At 31.5% G+C, this 16,181-nt stretch carries 22 protein-coding genes; 12 read left to right on the top strand and 10 right to left on the bottom strand.

Annotated features, from left to right (window positions below; translation table 11 throughout):
* Nucleotides 1–4: 4 nt before the first annotated feature.
* Nucleotides 5–508: a hypothetical protein gene (locus D1866_RS01995; RefSeq protein ID WP_152941086.1), complete on the top strand. Its 504-nt coding sequence runs from the start codon at nt 5–7 to the stop codon at nt 506–508.
* On the opposite strand, the gene D1866_RS01990 is transcribed toward D1866_RS01995, so the two are convergent.
* The gene (locus D1866_RS01990; RefSeq protein ID WP_152941084.1) at nt 475–2,109 is read right to left on the bottom strand and encodes a DEAD/DEAH box helicase; all 1,635 of its coding nucleotides are present in this window, start codon (nt 2,107–2,109) and stop codon (nt 475–477) included. The genes D1866_RS01995 and D1866_RS01990 overlap by 34 nt on opposite strands.
* A complete protein-coding gene (locus D1866_RS01985; protein WP_155861015.1) occupies nt 2,069–2,437 on the bottom strand; it encodes a hypothetical protein in 369 nt (122 codons plus the stop codon). The genes D1866_RS01990 and D1866_RS01985 overlap by 41 nt, the downstream gene beginning before the upstream one ends.
* Before the next feature lie 34 nt (nt 2,438–2,471).
* On the opposite strand from D1866_RS01985, the gene cutA reads away from it, so the two are divergent.
* The 5 genes from cutA to D1866_RS01960 are packed head-to-tail and all read left to right on the top strand — an operon-like array spanning nt 2,472 to nt 6,265.
* Nucleotides 2,472–2,789 (top strand): divalent-cation tolerance protein CutA, encoded by a 318-nt coding sequence (gene cutA / locus D1866_RS01980; RefSeq protein WP_152941081.1) that lies wholly within the window; start codon nt 2,472–2,474, stop codon nt 2,787–2,789.
* Nucleotides 2,786–3,076: an Asp-tRNA(Asn) amidotransferase subunit GatC gene (gene gatC / locus D1866_RS01975; RefSeq protein WP_013776203.1), complete on the top strand. Its 291-nt coding sequence runs from the start codon at nt 2,786–2,788 to the stop codon at nt 3,074–3,076. Before cutA ends, gatC begins: the two co-directional genes overlap by 4 nt.
* A 1-nt stretch (nt 3,077) precedes the next feature.
* Nucleotides 3,078–4,496 carry an Asp-tRNA(Asn)/Glu-tRNA(Gln) amidotransferase subunit GatA gene (gene gatA, locus D1866_RS01970; protein ID WP_152941079.1) on the top strand — a complete coding sequence of 473 codons (1,419 nt, stop codon included), beginning with the start codon at nt 3,078–3,080 and terminating at the stop codon, nt 4,494–4,496.
* Between the two features lie 39 nt (nt 4,497–4,535).
* Nucleotides 4,536–5,615 (top strand): 4-demethylwyosine synthase TYW1, encoded by a 1,080-nt coding sequence (gene twy1 / locus D1866_RS01965; protein WP_152941077.1) that lies wholly within the window; start codon nt 4,536–4,538, stop codon nt 5,613–5,615.
* Nucleotides 5,609–6,265 (top strand): DUF120 domain-containing protein, encoded by a 657-nt coding sequence (locus D1866_RS01960; RefSeq protein WP_152941074.1) that lies wholly within the window; start codon nt 5,609–5,611, stop codon nt 6,263–6,265. The genes twy1 and D1866_RS01960 overlap by 7 nt, the downstream gene beginning before the upstream one ends.
* Here D1866_RS01960 and D1866_RS01955 read toward each other — a convergent pair.
* Together D1866_RS01955 and dph5 are read right to left on the bottom strand one after the other, a co-directional pair.
* Nucleotides 6,262–6,930, bottom strand: coding sequence for a DUF357 domain-containing protein (locus D1866_RS01955; protein ID WP_152941072.1), 669 nt, complete (start codon nt 6,928–6,930; stop codon nt 6,262–6,264). The genes D1866_RS01960 and D1866_RS01955 overlap by 4 nt on opposite strands.
* Nucleotides 6,918–7,676 carry a diphthine synthase gene (gene dph5, locus D1866_RS01950; RefSeq protein WP_152941070.1) on the bottom strand — a complete coding sequence of 253 codons (759 nt, stop codon included), beginning with the start codon at nt 7,674–7,676 and terminating at the stop codon, nt 6,918–6,920. Before dph5 ends, D1866_RS01955 begins: the two co-directional genes overlap by 13 nt.
* A gap of 40 nt (nt 7,677–7,716) precedes the next feature.
* Here dph5 and D1866_RS01945 point away from each other — a divergent pair, with 40 nt between their 5' ends.
* The 3 genes from D1866_RS01945 to D1866_RS01935 all read left to right on the top strand — a co-directional run bounded on the left by D1866_RS01945 (nt 7,717) and on the right by D1866_RS01935 (nt 9,329).
* Nucleotides 7,717–8,463, top strand: coding sequence for a metallophosphoesterase (locus D1866_RS01945; RefSeq protein ID WP_152941068.1), 747 nt, complete (start codon nt 7,717–7,719; stop codon nt 8,461–8,463).
* A gap of 75 nt (nt 8,464–8,538) precedes the next feature.
* Nucleotides 8,539–9,105, top strand: a complete 567-nt coding sequence (locus tag D1866_RS01940) for a TATA-box-binding protein (protein ID WP_256445595.1) — start codon at nt 8,539–8,541, stop codon at nt 9,103–9,105.
* A 23-nt stretch (nt 9,106–9,128) separates the two neighbouring features.
* Nucleotides 9,129–9,329 carry a DUF5622 domain-containing protein gene (locus tag D1866_RS01935; RefSeq protein ID WP_013776195.1) on the top strand — a complete coding sequence of 67 codons (201 nt, stop codon included), beginning with the start codon at nt 9,129–9,131 and terminating at the stop codon, nt 9,327–9,329.
* Here the strand turns inward: D1866_RS01935 and D1866_RS01930 are convergent.
* On the bottom strand, nt 9,321–10,370 hold the full coding sequence (locus D1866_RS01930; RefSeq protein ID WP_152941436.1) for a DUF373 family protein: 1,050 nt from the start codon (nt 10,368–10,370) through the stop codon (nt 9,321–9,323). The two genes, D1866_RS01935 and D1866_RS01930, sit on opposite strands and share 9 nt — an antisense overlap.
* Entirely contained in the window at nt 10,342–11,250 is a 909-nt protein-coding gene (locus D1866_RS01925) for a coiled-coil protein (RefSeq protein WP_152941066.1), read from the bottom strand. The genes D1866_RS01930 and D1866_RS01925 overlap by 29 nt, the downstream gene beginning before the upstream one ends.
* Before the next feature lie 211 nt (nt 11,251–11,461).
* On the opposite strand from D1866_RS01925, the gene D1866_RS01920 reads away from it, so the two are divergent.
* The 3 genes from D1866_RS01920 to D1866_RS01910 all read left to right on the top strand — a co-directional run bounded on the left by D1866_RS01920 (nt 11,462) and on the right by D1866_RS01910 (nt 13,052).
* Nucleotides 11,462–11,734 (top strand): H/ACA ribonucleoprotein complex subunit GAR1, encoded by a 273-nt coding sequence (locus D1866_RS01920; RefSeq protein ID WP_013776192.1) that lies wholly within the window; start codon nt 11,462–11,464, stop codon nt 11,732–11,734.
* Nucleotides 11,731–12,609, top strand: coding sequence for a transcription initiation factor IIB (locus D1866_RS01915; protein WP_013776191.1), 879 nt, complete (start codon nt 11,731–11,733; stop codon nt 12,607–12,609). Before D1866_RS01920 ends, D1866_RS01915 begins: the two co-directional genes overlap by 4 nt.
* A 68-nt stretch (nt 12,610–12,677) precedes the next feature.
* On the top strand, nt 12,678–13,052 hold the full coding sequence (locus D1866_RS01910) for a winged helix-turn-helix domain-containing protein (RefSeq protein WP_152941064.1): 375 nt from the start codon (nt 12,678–12,680) through the stop codon (nt 13,050–13,052).
* Here D1866_RS01910 and D1866_RS01905 read toward each other — a convergent pair.
* From D1866_RS01905 to D1866_RS01890, 4 genes are read right to left on the bottom strand one after another with little or no spacing between them, the layout of a single operon-like run.
* Complete coding sequence (locus tag D1866_RS01905; RefSeq protein WP_152941062.1) at nt 13,035–14,174, bottom strand: tRNA (guanine(26)-N(2))-dimethyltransferase; 1,140 nt, start codon at nt 14,172–14,174, stop codon at nt 13,035–13,037. The two genes, D1866_RS01910 and D1866_RS01905, sit on opposite strands and share 18 nt — an antisense overlap.
* Nucleotides 14,155–15,051, bottom strand: a complete 897-nt coding sequence (locus tag D1866_RS01900) for a helix-turn-helix domain-containing protein (RefSeq protein WP_152941060.1) — start codon at nt 15,049–15,051, stop codon at nt 14,155–14,157. The genes D1866_RS01905 and D1866_RS01900 overlap by 20 nt, the downstream gene beginning before the upstream one ends.
* 1 nt (nt 15,052) lies before the next feature.
* Nucleotides 15,053–15,478 carry a DUF61 family protein gene (locus D1866_RS01895; RefSeq protein WP_152941058.1) on the bottom strand — a complete coding sequence of 142 codons (426 nt, stop codon included), beginning with the start codon at nt 15,476–15,478 and terminating at the stop codon, nt 15,053–15,055.
* Entirely contained in the window at nt 15,479–16,180 is a 702-nt protein-coding gene (locus D1866_RS01890) for a fibrillarin-like rRNA/tRNA 2'-O-methyltransferase (protein ID WP_013776186.1), read from the bottom strand.
* Between the last annotated feature and the right edge of the window lies 1 nt (nt 16,181).

The following is a 16,181-nucleotide window of genomic DNA, read 5'->3' as shown; positions in this document are numbered from 1 at the left end:
TCTTGTGCCATACTCTCAAGGAAAATTCTGCTTCCCATTAGAGGTTAAAGAAATAAGAAAAGGGGATATTATACTAGTAAAACCAACAAGCGTTAAGTCTAATGGAGTTCAATTAGTTTTGCCTTCTTTGTCATTAATAAGTGAATCTTGTAGTAGAAAAATTGACTCTTTAATTTGGGTTGATGGAGTAAGAATTCATGGGAATGAGGAAATAATATTTGATGGAGGAAAGTTCAAGGTACAAGGTAAAATTAAGGTAGAAAGTCCAGAATTTTTACCTGGATATACTTTAAAGAAATTGTTAGATGGTAAAGAAATTTTAATAAATAGTTTACAAGTAGACGGAATACCTATAGTTAGTATAGAGAATTATCCATTAATATACATTAAGAGAGACACTAATGGCTGTCTTAAAATTCACGTAAACTCTGTTAATAGTCCAATTTTAGAACTGGCCTCTTTATCTCTGTATTATTACATATCATCTGAATATTCCGAGGAAATCTGAACTTCGTCTAAAATAGAATCTTTTTTCCTCTTCTTTGATTGATATTCCTCTTGTGTACCAGCTACTATAATTTCGTAAAGTATTGCCCTCTTACCATTAACAGGCCTTAATATTCTACCTAGTCTTTGAATGAATTGTCTTCTCGAACTTGTACCAGTAACTATTATCCCAACGCTAGCATCTGGAATATCTAAACCTTCATCACCTACAGTAGTTAATGTAAGTACTCCGTTTTTCATAAATTTAAATGTGTCAAGAACTTTCTTTCTTTCATTTTTAGACATTTTTCCAGAAATTAGTAAAGTATTGAATCTTCTAGCTATTTCTTCTGCTTGATCTATATATTGAGTAAAAATCAGAATTTTCTTTCCTTTCTCTTTATTTAATATCTCCTCTATTTTAAGCATTTTATTCTGGGCAAAATTTACTACTTTTTTAATTTCATTATAAACCTTTAATGCTTCAATTGCATTACTATCTCCGTTTTTAGCTAGTACTATCAGTTCCTTCAATTTTCTATTCTTGGACAATACTCTAAATTTATTGAGTAAAGTAAGATATTTCTTCCTTTCTTCAGCAGTCAAAAAGACCTTAACTTGTATTATATCATAAGGTGCTAAATATCCTTTTTTAATTAACTCATCTACTGGCTTATAATAAATAATGCCTCCCATTAACTTAAATAACTCTTCATGACGTCCATCTTCTCTAAATGGAGTAGCCGATAATCCTAGCCTTTTTGTTGCTAAAATTCCTAATGCCACTTCTCTGAATTTATCTGCAGGCAAATGATGGGCTTCATCTATTATTAATAAATCGAATTTATCACTTAATTCACTAACATGTCTAAATGCTGTTTGGTAAGTTGAAAGCGTTATTTGCCTAATTTCTTTCTCGTTACTATAATATAAGCCGACCTCCGGTCTAATTGAGGAAAATTTCATTATAGTTTCTTTCCATTGCAACATTTGCTCTCTAGTGAAAGTTACTATTAATGTAGGAACCTTTGTTTCTTCTATAGCTTTTATACCAATTATTGTCTTTCCTGCTCCAGTAGGTAATGCTATAACTCCACGATAATTGTTATCCTTCCATTTCTGTATTGCTTCAATCTGATAATCCCTTAAAGTTACGTTTAATGAAAAATCGAATTTCTTAAATTCTAAATTTAATTCTTTTACCGTTAAACCATTCTCTATAAATAGCTCTTTTAAATCATAATAATAATATGGATACGTTTCAAAAACCTTCTCTTGCCTATTATACTTTATAGGTATGTTGTCTTCACTTTTCTTAATAATATCCATAACGTAAACATGGGGAGTAATTATCAATTTTCCTTCGTTTATTGAAAATTCTACATCATATGTGGGAAGTAATTTTTGTAATTCTCTATACTCTTCTTCTGTCAAACTTACGCCAACGTCTTTTAATGTTTCCTTTATTTCTTCTGCCCTTACTCTATTCTTTCTTGCCCTTTCAATATCTATTACGAACTCGGAGACACCATTTTCCCTACCTAAGAATCTAGCAAATGTTAAGAGTTTTGAGAAAGTATCCTCATCTAGCCACTGCGTTAAGTAAAAAGTCTTCGAGAACATTCTTTATCACTTCAACGTAAACTACTCTTTCATTAGTCAACCTATTAATATAATCAACTAAATCAGTTATTTCATAAATAAAATAAGTATTACCTTCCTCATATTTAAAGACACCAATTAGCCTTTTCTCGCTATTTTGTTTAATAGTCATTAAATACGCTTCAATTATCTCATCGGAATATGGATTTACATGTAAAATTATTCCATCTCCGTTTGATAGCGTAATTCCTATAAATTCCTTACCTAAGTACTCAGCCTCTGAAATCCCATATTCTAAAGATTCCTTCAAACCTGGTAAAGGTAAGTCTATTATATCCTTTATTTTCACAAGATTTAATTTACTGCATAATACCTTATTAAATATGACAGTTATCGTAGTTCTTACCACTATTTCTGGATTAGAATCAGGAAAGAAATTAGCTAGAAGCTTGGTTGAAGAAAAGTTAGCCGCTTGTGTTAATATAATTCCATTTGTTAAATCTACTTATAGATGGGAAGGAAAAGTAGTTGAAGACGATGAAAGTTTACTTATTATAAAAACAGATTCTTCTGTTAAAGAGAAAATAATAAAAAGAATTAAAGAACTACATCCATACGAATTACCAGAAATAATTACATTAGATGTTACTGGAGGATTAGAAAATTATTTGAATTGGATAGCAGAGAATGTTCAACAATGAAAATAAAAGTTGATGACCAACTGATAGAAAAGCTTCAAAGATTAGCCCTAGTTGAGATTAACGATAATGAAAAGGAAATTATAAAAAACGATATATCAAAAATCCTAGAGTTCTTTAACAAAATTAACGAGCTAAATCTAGAAAATGTTGATCCTTTATTCCATCCAATACCTCAAGGCAAATTAAGAAAAGACGAAATAAAAACTCCTCTAGATAGAGATTCTGCATTACAAAACGTAAAAAGAAAGGAAAATGGATATATTATAGGTCCTAGTACGGTGGAATAAAATGATTAGTAAGCTTGTAGAAGACTTAAAGAATGGAAATTTAGACCCAGAAGAGTATGTAGCTAAAACATTTGAGAGAATCAATAAATTAGATAAGAAAATTAATGCATTCATTACACTAAGGAATGAGGAAGAAGTAAAAAAAGAAGTAAAGGAAAGTATTAAAAGAGGAGGCAAACTTGCAGGTGTATTAATTGCAGTAAAGGACGTAATTTCTACCAAAGGAATAAGAACTACTTGTGCTTCCAAAATGCTTAGCGATTATATACCTCCTTATGACGCTACAGTTATAGAGAAATTAAAAAACGAAGGGGCAGTAATAATTGGAAAGACTAATATGGACGAATTTGCAATGGGTTCCACAACCGAAACTAGCTATTTTGGTCCCACAAGAAATCCTTGGGATTTAGAAAGAACTCCTGGAGGATCATCTGGAGGTAGTGGTGCTGCATTAGCTGCAGGATATGTAGATCTAGCGCTTGGAAGTGATACTGGAGGATCAATCAGAGCCCCAGCAGCGTTTACTGCGACTTTTGGTTTAAAACCTTCTTATGGCACTGTAAGTAGATATGGTTTAATAGCTTATGCCAACAGCCTAGAGCAAATTGGTCCTATGGCAAAAAATGCTGAAGACCTTGGTTTATTATATTCCGTAATAGCTGGAGAAGATGATAAAGATGCTACAACAATTAAATATTCGGTAGACAACCCTCCAGGTGAAATACCTATAAAAGGAATTAAAATAGGTATACTTAGCGATATTTTAGAAATGTCTGATAAGAGCGTAGTCAGCGTTATTAGAACTGCTGTTGATAAGTTGTCCTCTGAAGGAGCAATAATAGAAGAGACAAAATTAGGTTACGCAGAATATGCTTTACCAGCTTATTATATAATAGCTATGTCAGAAGCTAGTTCCAATTTAGCTAGATACGATGGAGTTAGATATGGATATAGTAAGCACTTCGAAGGAAACTGGATAGAAACATTTAGTAAAAACAGAGGAGAAGGATTTGGAATGGAAGTTAAGAGGAGAATTTTGCTAGGCTCTTTCATTCTCAGTGCAGGTTATTATGAGGAATATTATATAAAGGCTTTAAAAGTGAGAAGACTAATAAAGAATAGTTTAGACCAGTTATTTAGTAAATACGATGTTTTATTATCACCTACAATGCCGGTTTTGCCTCCTAAAATAGGCGAAGTGATTAATGATCCAATAAAGATGTACGCAATGGATGTAAATACTGTAATTGCAAACCTAGCTGCCGTACCTGCGATATCTATACCTGCAGGATTTTATAATAACTTACCCGTTGGTCTCCAAATGGTGGGAAGATATCTATCGGATACCATGCTAATTGGAATATCTATAAATATAGAAAAGATTTTAAATATGCACGATCTAACTGCACCTATTGTATAAGGTTTTTTAAATTAGATGTACTATTTTAAACTGACTATTATGGTTGTCTCAACGTTAAGGATAGACACGTTAAGTAGAATAATGGAAGAAATGGAAAAAGAGAAGTATCATATAATAGGAAATCACAGTGCCTATAAAAAATGTCATTGGACTCATGAAGCGTTAACTGAAGGAAGATATTGTTATAAAGGAAAATTCTATGGAATAGAAAGTCATAGATGCGTTCAAATGACGCCAACAGCAGCATGGTGTTGGTTTAGGTGTATACACTGCTGGAGGCTTGAGCCAGAAGACATTGGCCTAGAATGGGATGAAACTAAATTACCAATAACTGATGATCCGGAGTACATTGCAGAAAAAAGTATTGAAGAACATAAGAGAGCAGTTTCTGGTTATCTAGGAAGAAAAGGAGTAGATCCTAATATGGCTAAAGAAGCTATGAAACCTGCACATGTAGCTATAAGCTTAACTGGAGAGCCTACATTATATGATAGACTAGGGGAATTAATTCATGAATATCATAAGAGGGGATTAACTACATTTCTAGTAACTAGTGGAGTTAGACCAGATGTTCTAGCTAGTTTAGAAGAAGAACCAACTCAACTCTTTGTATCAATACAAGCTCCTAACGAAAGAAAACATAAGCTAATAAATAGACCTATAGTAGCTAATTCATGGAATTTATTCCTAAAAACTCTTGAAATACTACCGAGTTTTAGTTCTCCTACCGTAATAAGAATGACTATGATAAAAGGATTTAATATGAGTGAAGAAGATGCAAAAGATTTCGCAAAATTGATTGAAATGGCTATGCCTACTTATATTGAAGTAAAAGCTTACATGCATGTAGGACCTTCAACATTAAGGTTAAGTAGGGATGCGATGCCAAGGCATTCAGAAGTGAGAGAGTTTGCCAAATTAATGGAAAAGTATACTGGATATAAAATTATTTCAGAGCATGTGCCTAGTAGAATTGTTCTATTAAGCAAGTTAGATAAACCTATACAAATAGGTAATGCATGGAGCGATAAATGGAACTGGGCAACTAAAGATACTGAAGACGACATACACGGAGAGTATGCAGAGGCTGAATTAGGCTCAGGTAATAATCAATGCTAACTGAGATATGCACATTAAGTAGGATAATAAATCTAGTAAAGGAAAGAGGAGAAATAACACAACAAATTCTAGCGAAAGAGTTCAATATTTCTCAACAATCTGTATCTAGGAAATTAAAGGAATTAGAAGATGATAATTTGATAATTAGAATTGAAACCAAAGATGGAGAAATAATAAGACTTACAGAAAAAGGTGAAAATTTACTTTTAAATTGCTTGAACGAAATATCGTCAGCGATAGCGTTTCAACACGAAATAAGAATTAAAGGAAAAGTTACTTCCGGTTTAGGAGAAGGTAAGCTATTTCTTTCTTTACCATATTATGAGAATTCTTTTAAAAAATTTCTAGGATTTACTCCTTATCCAGGGACATTAAATATTGTAATTTATGATAGAATTTCCTTTGAAAATAGGCTACTTTTAGATACTTCGAGGTATATAAATATACCAGAATATAGAGATGAGAATAGAGTATTAGGTGCAGTGAAAGCATATCCTGCCAGAATAAATGATCTAGAGCCCGCAGCAATAGTTATACCTCTAAGGACAACGCACCCTAAAAGCGTAATAGAAATAATTTCTCCTTATTATTTGAGAGAAAAACTTTCTCTTAAAGATGGAGACGAAGTTCTGATAGAAGCTTTAATCTAAGATTTACAATACCTAGAAACAATCTCATTTATAATAGATGTGGTACTACTATGTTTCCATTTATTTATCCTTTCAGGCATCTTCACTATTTCTGCGTTTATACCTCTTTTTTCCAATTCTTTTTTAAATTCGTCTATATTGACATGCTGATCTGGACCTAGGAAAATTATATCTGGCTTTACTCTTTCAACGCTTTTTATGAAGTCTTTTTCGTCTCCTAAAAATGCATCATAAACATACCTAATACTTTTCACTACTTCTAATCTCTGCTCCTCATCGTTTATGGGTTTCCTACCTTTGATTTTCTCAGAATTTTTATCTCTTGCAACAGAGACATAAACTCTTCCTAATCTTGAAGCTTCTCTTAAAAATTCTATGTGACCTGGATGTATTATATCAAATGTACCGCCTACAAAGACCTTTTTTGAAATATCAGAGTCAGGATCCTTATTATTCATAATAAGGACTGCATCTAATAGGCCCTCTGCATATGCTATATCTACTATTGCTGTATCTATGTCGCCTTTATCTAAGTAATATTTAGCATCTTCAGTATATTGCTTGGCTAGATCTATAATTTTTTGGTACTCTGGCATACTAATTTTTGATAATCTATCGTTCATTCCGTTAATATATTTAATTACTCTATCTCTTAATGAAGACATTTCAAAGCCTCAACCTCCATATAATGGAGATTTTTAGATGGAACTATTATAATGTGAGGTGGATCTTTATATTTATATTCTAATGCCTCGCTTATTGTTAAAGCTTTAACTTCTTCGTCTTCGCAACCTAATCTTTGACCTATGATAATTTGAGTGCTAGGAGTTATAATTCCTTCTTTCTTTATCTCTTCCATTTGAAGTAAGAGTGATATTGCGTCCTTAGCACTCATTGGCTTTCCTTCTTTCAAATCAAGATAAAGAATAGTGTGTAACCCTCTAGACGAATTATCCTTTATTACCTCATAAGGAGTAGTATCAAGAATCTTATCGTAAGGATACACAACAGTAACAGATCTTCCAAATTTATATGAAGATAACATAGATTTTGAAATGATGTAACAATGAACAGAAATTCCAGGAATAATTATTACATTATACCCTTTATTCTTAGCTTCTGTAGCTAAACTTACATGAGTTGTAGCGATCATTGGGTCTCCTATAGTTGCTATACCAACTGATTTACCTTCTTCTAAAAGTTTTATAATATTTTTTGAATTATTCTCCAAAGTGCTCCTATCAGCAAGAATAATCTGCCTTTCTAGTAATTTTTCCAAATATTCCTTGTTTATGTCGCAGGAAAGCGAAGTATATGCGTCTAAATATAATACGTCAACTTTTCTCATTGCATCTATAGAAGCTTGAGTAAGAAATTTTTTTGCCAAACCTAAGCCTATAAAGTAGAGCATTTTGCATATTTTTATTCATGGAATATAAAAGGTGTTCGAAATGATAGAAATAGAGAAGGGAATCTACATTGAGGGAGACATACCCGGAATTTATATAAAGAGTATTAATACTGCAGTTATTTCTGACGTCCATATAGGCTATGAAGAAGAAATGGCAAGAAAAGGAATATTTTTGCCTAGGGTCCAGAAGAAAAAATTTTTGGATGTAGTAAATAAGATAATTAGAGAATTTAATACATATAATATAATAGTTGATGGAGATTTCAAACATATTTTTAACGGACTAGGAAAGCAAGAGAAAGAAGATTTGACTTCAGCGCTTTCTACAATAAAAGACTTAGGAGTTAAACTAACATTAATAAGGGGAAATCATGATAACTATATTTCTTTAGTAACTGATAAATTTGATATAGAAATAAGAGATGAAATAGAAACAGATAATATGATAATTTTACATGGCCATAAGGATATAGAACCTAAAGATAATGTTATTTATATAATAGGTCATGAGCATCCACGAATTTCGCTTAGAGATAAATTAGGCTTCTCAAGAAAATTGCAAGCATTTTTACTCGTACCATTAAAAAATGGGTCAAAAGCTTTAATTTTACCAGCTATAGGAAGTTACCAAGCAGGCAACGATGTCTCATTAATTCATAATAATTATATGAGTCCGCTAATAAGAAATTATGGCATTTTAGAAGAAGCTAAACCTTATGTAATAATTGAAGGGGAAGGGATAATGGAGTTCCCCAAATTAGAGCTTTTAAAGAATATTGTAGTTTAAATATGGGTTTATAAATGAGTATATAAGATATTTTATATGGTGATTTAAATCTCTAACTCCATCACTTATAAACCAATTATAAGTATAGAAAATATAGTAGCTACAGTCACTCTTGACCAACAACTAGATTTGTATGCTATGGAAAGAAGTGTACCTAACGTTGAATACGACCCAGATCAATTTCCAGGCCTAATATTTAGGCTTGAAAGTCCAAAGGTTACTTCACTCATATTTAAATCTGGTAAGATGGTAGTAACAGGGGCTAAAAGCACTGAAGAACTAATAAAGGCTGTAAAAAGGATAATAAAAACTTTGAAGAAATACGGAATAAAAATAACTGGAAAACCCAAAATACAGATACAGAACATAGTAGCTTCAGCAAACATGCATGTTCACGTTAATTTAGATAAAGCTGCCTTCCTTCTTGAAAACAACATGTATGAACCAGAGCAGTTTCCAGGATTAATATTTAGAATGGACGATCCTAGAGTAGTACTTTTAATTTTCAGTAGCGGAAAAATGGTAATAACTGGTGCAAAGAGGGAAGAAGAAGTATACAAGGCTGTTAAAAAAATATTTGATAAATTGAACGAGTTAGACTGCATAAAGCCAATAGAAGAGGAGGAAGAATTAGAAATATAAACGTCTTTTTCTTACTCATTCTTATGCTAAAGCATAAGAAATACCTTTACGTCGATACAGGAAAATATTTCATAAAAGTAAGAGTTTTAAAAAATAGAGACGAAAATTCTCCAGATTCATATATAGTAGTAAGTAAGAATATTAAAAAACCTAGAAATGCCTTAGTTAAAAAACTTGAAGATTTACCTATAGAAGTAAGAGATAAAATTAGCAAACTAGCTTGAGCTAAATTTGTATTTTTCTATTAAATTTAATACTATATATGCAAAAATTAGTACCATTGAGGATATCGTTAAAGCATAAAATGATTGAAACTGAATTATATAAATTCCTTCCTCTAAGTTTTTCAATACATCCGTAATAATATAATATGAAATAATTATAGCACTAATTTTTATAATATCGTGAAATAATTTTATACTTTTATCTAGAGCGCTAGATAAGGCTTTTGCACCTAATAATATTAGTACGCTAAATGTAATATAAGGTAACATTGAAGAAATTACTGTAGAAACTACATATACGCTATTACCTTTAATTGAAATATATGTAAAATACCCATTAATGAGTGATATTGCAAAAGATATGGAAGAGAGTAAAGCAGCTATTACCATTATTGTAGAATTTTCCCACCATTTTTCCATCATCTCGTCTAAATCAAATCCTCTTATTATCATAGCACTGCCAATAAGAATCGTAATGACTGGAACTATGTACGAGATTAAACCAAAAACTTCAAGAATTCCTGCAGCAAAAAGTATTGCACCTGGTACCCCTAAAAAAATCCGCGAATATCTTGGCTCATTTAATATTTTTTTGAAATACTTTCCTAAAAGAATATACGTTTCTTCTACTCCTCTATGTTGTTCAACTATAACCCTCTGAACTCCAGAGATTTTTAATCTAGACTGTATTATTGGTAGTGCCTTTGCATCTTCTGGGCTATCATAGACAATTATACTATCCTGAGGATTCAATTCTTTTATTATTTCGTCTAATTGAGCCGATATCCTTCTCTGAGCCTCTAAGCCTCCTTTCTGAGAGCCTGCTAGGAATACAATTTCTACGTCTTGTCCTTCTTTTTTCATTTTCTTATATATATTATAAGCTACTATCATTGAGTTAAAGTCTGAATCGTCAGCCATTATTTCTGAAGCTTTATCTATGGCTTCCTTTACGTTAGCCTCTCCTATTACTGGTGATTTAATTCCTGCTAAACTCAAGTCATCGTCTATATCAATATATATTATCACTGTCTTTACCATCTTCCTTATCATTTTCACCATAAAGTATTAAAAGTTCCTCAAAAGTAAGCCTTTGACCTGACTTTAGCTTTTCTTCGGCAATTTTCTTCTTCTTTTCTATAATTTCTTCTCTTGTTGGTCTTGATGGAGCTTCTACTTTTTCTCCTTTTAGCTGTTTTATATAATTCTCAATTTCGTTATTCTTCTCTTTTATCTGATTATTTATATTGCCTATCTTATTTCTAATTTCTTCTATTTGTTTATTTATTTCATCTATTTCTTTTTTGGTCTTCTCTCTATCTTCTTTTAGTGAATTTAAGATATTTCTTTTCTGAGATAGTTCTGTTACTATACCTGCTATTTGTTGCCTTATTGTGGATAATTCTATTCTCTTAGCTAGATATTCTGCTCTTTCTACTGTACCTTTTTCTTTAATTTCTAGCATTTTTCTTGCTTCTCCTAATTTTTTCTCTAATTCTGCTATTTTTTGAACAATTCTCTTTTCCTCATCTAAAGGTAATGAGGAAGTTTGCAGCCTCCATTCTAAGCTTTGTATTCTCCTTTCTATCGCGTCAATATCTAAACCTTGAGTCTTTTGAAGTATTGCTTTTATCTCATCAAACTGTTTTCTCATTCCTTGAATTTCCTGCAGTAACTGTTGTTTTCTATCTTTAAGCTTCTTTAATTCTTCAAGCCTAAGTGAGAATTCGTTTCTTACAGTGTCTATTTGTGATCTAATTCCTTTGAGCTTTTCTATTTTTTCTAACTTCTTTTGTTTTAATTTGTTTAAATCCTCTAAGGCTTGAGTTTTCTCTTGTTTTAACTTAGAAATTTCATCTTTTATTTCTGCTATTTTCTTATAAATAGCCTCTTCTGCGCTATTGGTAGCTGAATTACTCATCGCATTGGTATTAGGATATCTTATTAATAATTTTTCTCCTAATTATTCTGCAACAGATTATGTTAAATATATCCTTTCTTCTTAGCACCAATTTGGCTTTTAAATATAACTTGCACATAATTCTTAATCCCAATCTTGTATTACCAACGTAATTTTTACGTTGGTATTATTATAGTATAATATAAACGTAGGGTTTGCATAACTTTTGTTTATGAGAAAAGTAAGAATTATTGAGCTTGGACATTTTTATAGGTACACTTTGAAAAATAAGTGGCTCATTAAAATTGAAAATAAGAACATAAATTTTATAAAAAATGATCCAATAGGCTTTGTAGTCCTTGATGAAAATAAGCAAAGAGTAGGTAAAGTTTTAGATATAATAGGGAACGTTAACTCCCCTTACGCGTTAGTAGAACCATTTCCCCATTATAACCCTCCAAAGGAAGTTTACATAGAATTAGTAGAGAAGGTGAGAAGAAAATGAAATGCCCAGTTTGTTCCTCAGAAGATATAAGATATGATCCCGAAAGAGGTCAATATATTTGCGCAAACTGTGGAGCAGTACTGGAAGACGAAGTAATAGATCAAGGACCAGAATGGAGAGCATATAATTATCAAGATAGATTAGAGCGAGAAAGAATTGGATCCCCATTGACTTTGAAAGTTCACGATCAAGGACTTTCAACTAGAATAGGATATGATAAGGTAAAGGATAGAATAAAGCTTATGAAAATGCAAAAATTACAGAATAGAATTAGAGTTTCGTCTAAGGATAAAAAATTAGTAACATACCTTTCAATGCTTAACAGTGAGGCATCAAAACTAGATTTGCCGGAACATGTAAAAGAAACTGCAGCATTTATACTAAGAAAATTAGTTGAGAATGGTTTAGCAAAGAGAATAGATTCATATGCATTAATTGCCGCAGTATTATATTATTCATGTCAAGTAAATAATATACCTAGATATTTGCAAGAGATCAAAACTAGATATTCACTTTCCTCTAGTGAATTATGGAAAGCTTTAGAAAGAGTACATAAGGTATCAAAACAGCTACAAAACTTTAAGCCAAAAATTAAGCCAGTTGAATATATTCCAAAAATTGTAGAAAAATTGGGCTTACCTCAACTCGTAGCAACTAAATCTGCAGAGATGGTTAATATTATGTATAAGAATGGCCTAACTAGTGGGAAAGGCTATCTAGCATTAAGTGCCGCTGCAGTATATTTAATAAGCACTCTTATGGACGTGAAAAAAACTCAGAAAGAAATAGCTGATTCATTAAATATCACAGAAGTAACAATAAGAAACAGATATAAAGAAATTATTAAAAATTTCGATATTGAAGTAAGTTTATAAACAAATCTGACAGCAAAGTAATTAAACTCTAAGCTATATATTATATATTTGGCTATAGGTGATTCTTGATGGAATCAAATATATCAAGTTATGAGAATTTAATACAAGAAAAAATATTAGAAAAAGGCAATGAAGGTATCTCACAACAAGAATTAGCTAAATCTGTAGGATTATCTACAAGAGAATTAAGTATGATTGTTAAAAGACTTATTGAAAAGAAAGTTATTGTTAAAAGGACAGTTAAAGAGAACGGGAAAAGCGTCGTAAAACTCTTTGCTGCTAAGTCCTCATCTATTAATAATGATATTTATATAAATTTGGATACTGTAAAAGAAATACCATGCTTCTCGTGCAAGCTTCTTTATAAATGTAATAATGGGGCTCATGTTAATCCTGGATCTTGCAGTAAGCTTTCGGAATGGATATTATACCTTGTTGGATAAGGTTTTCATGCATTCTAAAATTTCATCAAAGCTTTTGTTAGTCTTTATGCCCTTAGAGCTAAAGTGAGTCTGTGATGCGTCTCCTAGGCATTCTATTATCTTTTCTCTTGCTGGAACATTTATTTTATATTTTGAAGCTACAAATTCCAAGTTATAGTAACCTGGAGGATATTTATTTTCTTGCAAAATTTTATGTAATAATATAGAAACTGCTTCAAAGTTTTTAATGTAGGAAAAGTTTTGTAAATAATCTATCATTTTATGAACAAAACTGTCATCATTTATCTTACCTAGCCATACAGGGCCAGAAATTTTAACTTTATTACCACATCTGGGGCATTTTTCTATTGGGTCTTTTGAAGACCCAGAAAATCCACATTTCTCACACTCATAAAAATATCCTAATTTTTCTATACTTTCATCAGCCCTTTTTGCTCCCCTAGTTACTCTTATTATTACTCTATAGTAGTAATCATTATAAAAAGCAAATATTGGCTCTACAGCTTTTTCTAATATTGCTGCCTCCCTTACTATTTTAGATAGTAAAACTCTTATGCCAACTTCTTTAGAAAAGCTTAACTTTGAATTATTGACATCATATTTTCTTTTACAAGACTTTTTTGAACTTCCCTCTAATGGAGCCAAATCCGTAGCGGTATAAGCTACATGCCCGCCATTCTTTACCGCATTAACAGAGGATAAGATAAAAGGTGAAGGAGAGCCGAACGGATCTATATCCACATAATCTGTTATAACTTCGTATAACAATGAATTAGCATCCCTATTAGTTATTTTTGCAACTTTTACTTCATTTACTTCTATATTCTTACGTATTAGATCTACAGCTACTTTACTTTTGTCATTAAATATAATTTCTTCTATAGGAGAATAGGATTCTAAGTAATATCTTATACCTCTTATACCAGATGCTGCTAATGCGTCTATTATCGATTTGGGCGATATTACAGACACTGCTATAACGCTTATGTCTCTATTAAACGTCATTCTAGGATTATAAAATACAGGAGCCCAAGATGGGTCAAATTTACCGTTTTTTTCATATTCTTTAGGATCTGGAATAAATACTCTTGCTTTACCTTCTTTAATCTCCACTAATCTCATATTTTAACTCATCTAAATTCTGATCTAAATATACTTTGAAGCCATCTTTTTCTAGTTCTTTAGCTCTACTGCTAGACTTGGATATAACTATCATATTTAAGTTAAATTCTTCAGCTATTTTACTTGCCTCTTGAATCTTTTTTATGGAGTTCTCTGGATTTCTTGATTCAATAGTTATTATTAACTTCTTTGAATTGTTTGAAGCTATTATATCTACAGCAGTAAATTTAAGCGTAGCTACCTTAAATCCTTTAGATTCTAGTATATTTATGACCTTGTGATCCTTATCAACACTAACCTTACCGTCTGCTTGATACGTTTCACAGACATCGCCTATGATTTCTGGACCGAAAATATCTATAAGTTTCTCTGCAATCTCTATGGACACGTCGGAATCTCCATTTTCATAGTCGTAAATAGTTTTTCTAGAAACTCCTAGCATTTTGGCTACGTCTCCCATGCTATAATTCATTTCCCTCATTTTTTGCCTTAATACTTCTGGTCTTATCCTTACAAACATTCCTCCCCTAGTTCTATAGACAAATATTTTATCACCTTTAAGTAATCTCTCAAACCCAAATAATGACAGACCAATAACTTTATCTTTCTCAATAGCTATGTCCTCCTCAGTTTCATCAGTTATTATTAAAGGAATACTCTGTGTAAGAGAAGAGAAATTCTTTAAGTCGGTTATTTCATCTTTTCCTATCTTATCGGATGAAGTTTTGACTACTAATTTCTTCTTTTCCTGAGAGCTCCTCTTAAACTCAACTATTATATCTATAGATTTTTTATTTTTCTCTGGATAATTTATAATAGTATAATTTAAGCCTTCATCTTCTAATATCCTTATTACATCATTTACCCTAATCGTCATTTTAGATACCTTCGTCAAGTTCACTATTTGCTGAAAACAATATATTACTACTAAGAGTTATAAAGATTAATGTTTTATATCGCCTTAATAAATCCTCTACGTCTGCAGTATTTAATATAATTTTATCTCCTTCTTCTTTATTAAGAATTAAACTGACTGCTTTTTTATCCCACTCTGAGCCTTCTAAAGAAAACTGGCCTGGTTCAGGTAGTTTCAAAATTATAATAGGAAGATAAACTAATGACCATAGATAAAGAGGAACTTTAGAAGAAAAATCTTTCACTTCAGCTAAATTTAATTCGTGATAAAAACCGTTATTTAGCCTAATCCTATTTTTGCCTTGAAGCGCATCCTTTAAAGTAACTTTTTCTGCGGGAGAACTACCAAAGATTTCCTTTAAACCTAACTCTAGAATTTTATCAAGCATTTACCCTTTAAACCTCGCTAAGACCATTGCGTGATCCTTATCGTAAGGATCTAGGTTTATTACTTGCTTCACGTCAAAATTATTCCTCTCAAGTTTAGAAGCTTCTTCTTTAAATATCTCTTCTGGATTCTTTGTTACGTCAATGCTTCTAGCCTTTATTGCCAGAAGTAAACTTCCGCCTTCTTTTAAGAATATTTTAGCGTTATAAATAGCTATATCAGTTTGATCTGGTTGTGCAATATCAACATAAAGTACATCTACGTTCTCTATTAATGGCATATAACTTTGAGGAAATCTAGCATCAGCTAATATTGGAAATAAATTAGGCCTTCTTTGAGCAACTAAGATAAGCTCTCTTACAACTCTAGGAGAAAATTCTACTCCATAAACTTTTCCTTCTTTCTCTACTATATCTGAAACATGACTAGGTGTAGTTCCAGACGCTGCTCCTAAATAAAGCACTTTTACTCCTTTTTTAACAGGGTTTTCTTTTAATCCTTTTAATATGGCTCCAGCTAGCTTACTCCTAAAAGCATTCCATTCTCTATATTCTATTCCGTTATATTTAATTAATCTCTCTCCGTAAACTGAATATCCTGGAGCTAAATTTTTAGTACATAATCTTGTAGTTCCGTCTTCATACTCACATTCAAATACATTCTCCATTTTTGTTTCTTTTACAGATTTAATACTTTCTGACATT

Source organism: Acidianus ambivalens (assembly GCF_009729015.1).
Taxonomy (GTDB): domain Archaea; phylum Thermoproteota; class Thermoprotei_A; order Sulfolobales; family Sulfolobaceae; genus Acidianus; species Acidianus ambivalens.
The sequence above is the reverse complement of the archived record's forward strand: the minus strand, read 5'-3'. Positions and strand labels throughout refer to the sequence as shown.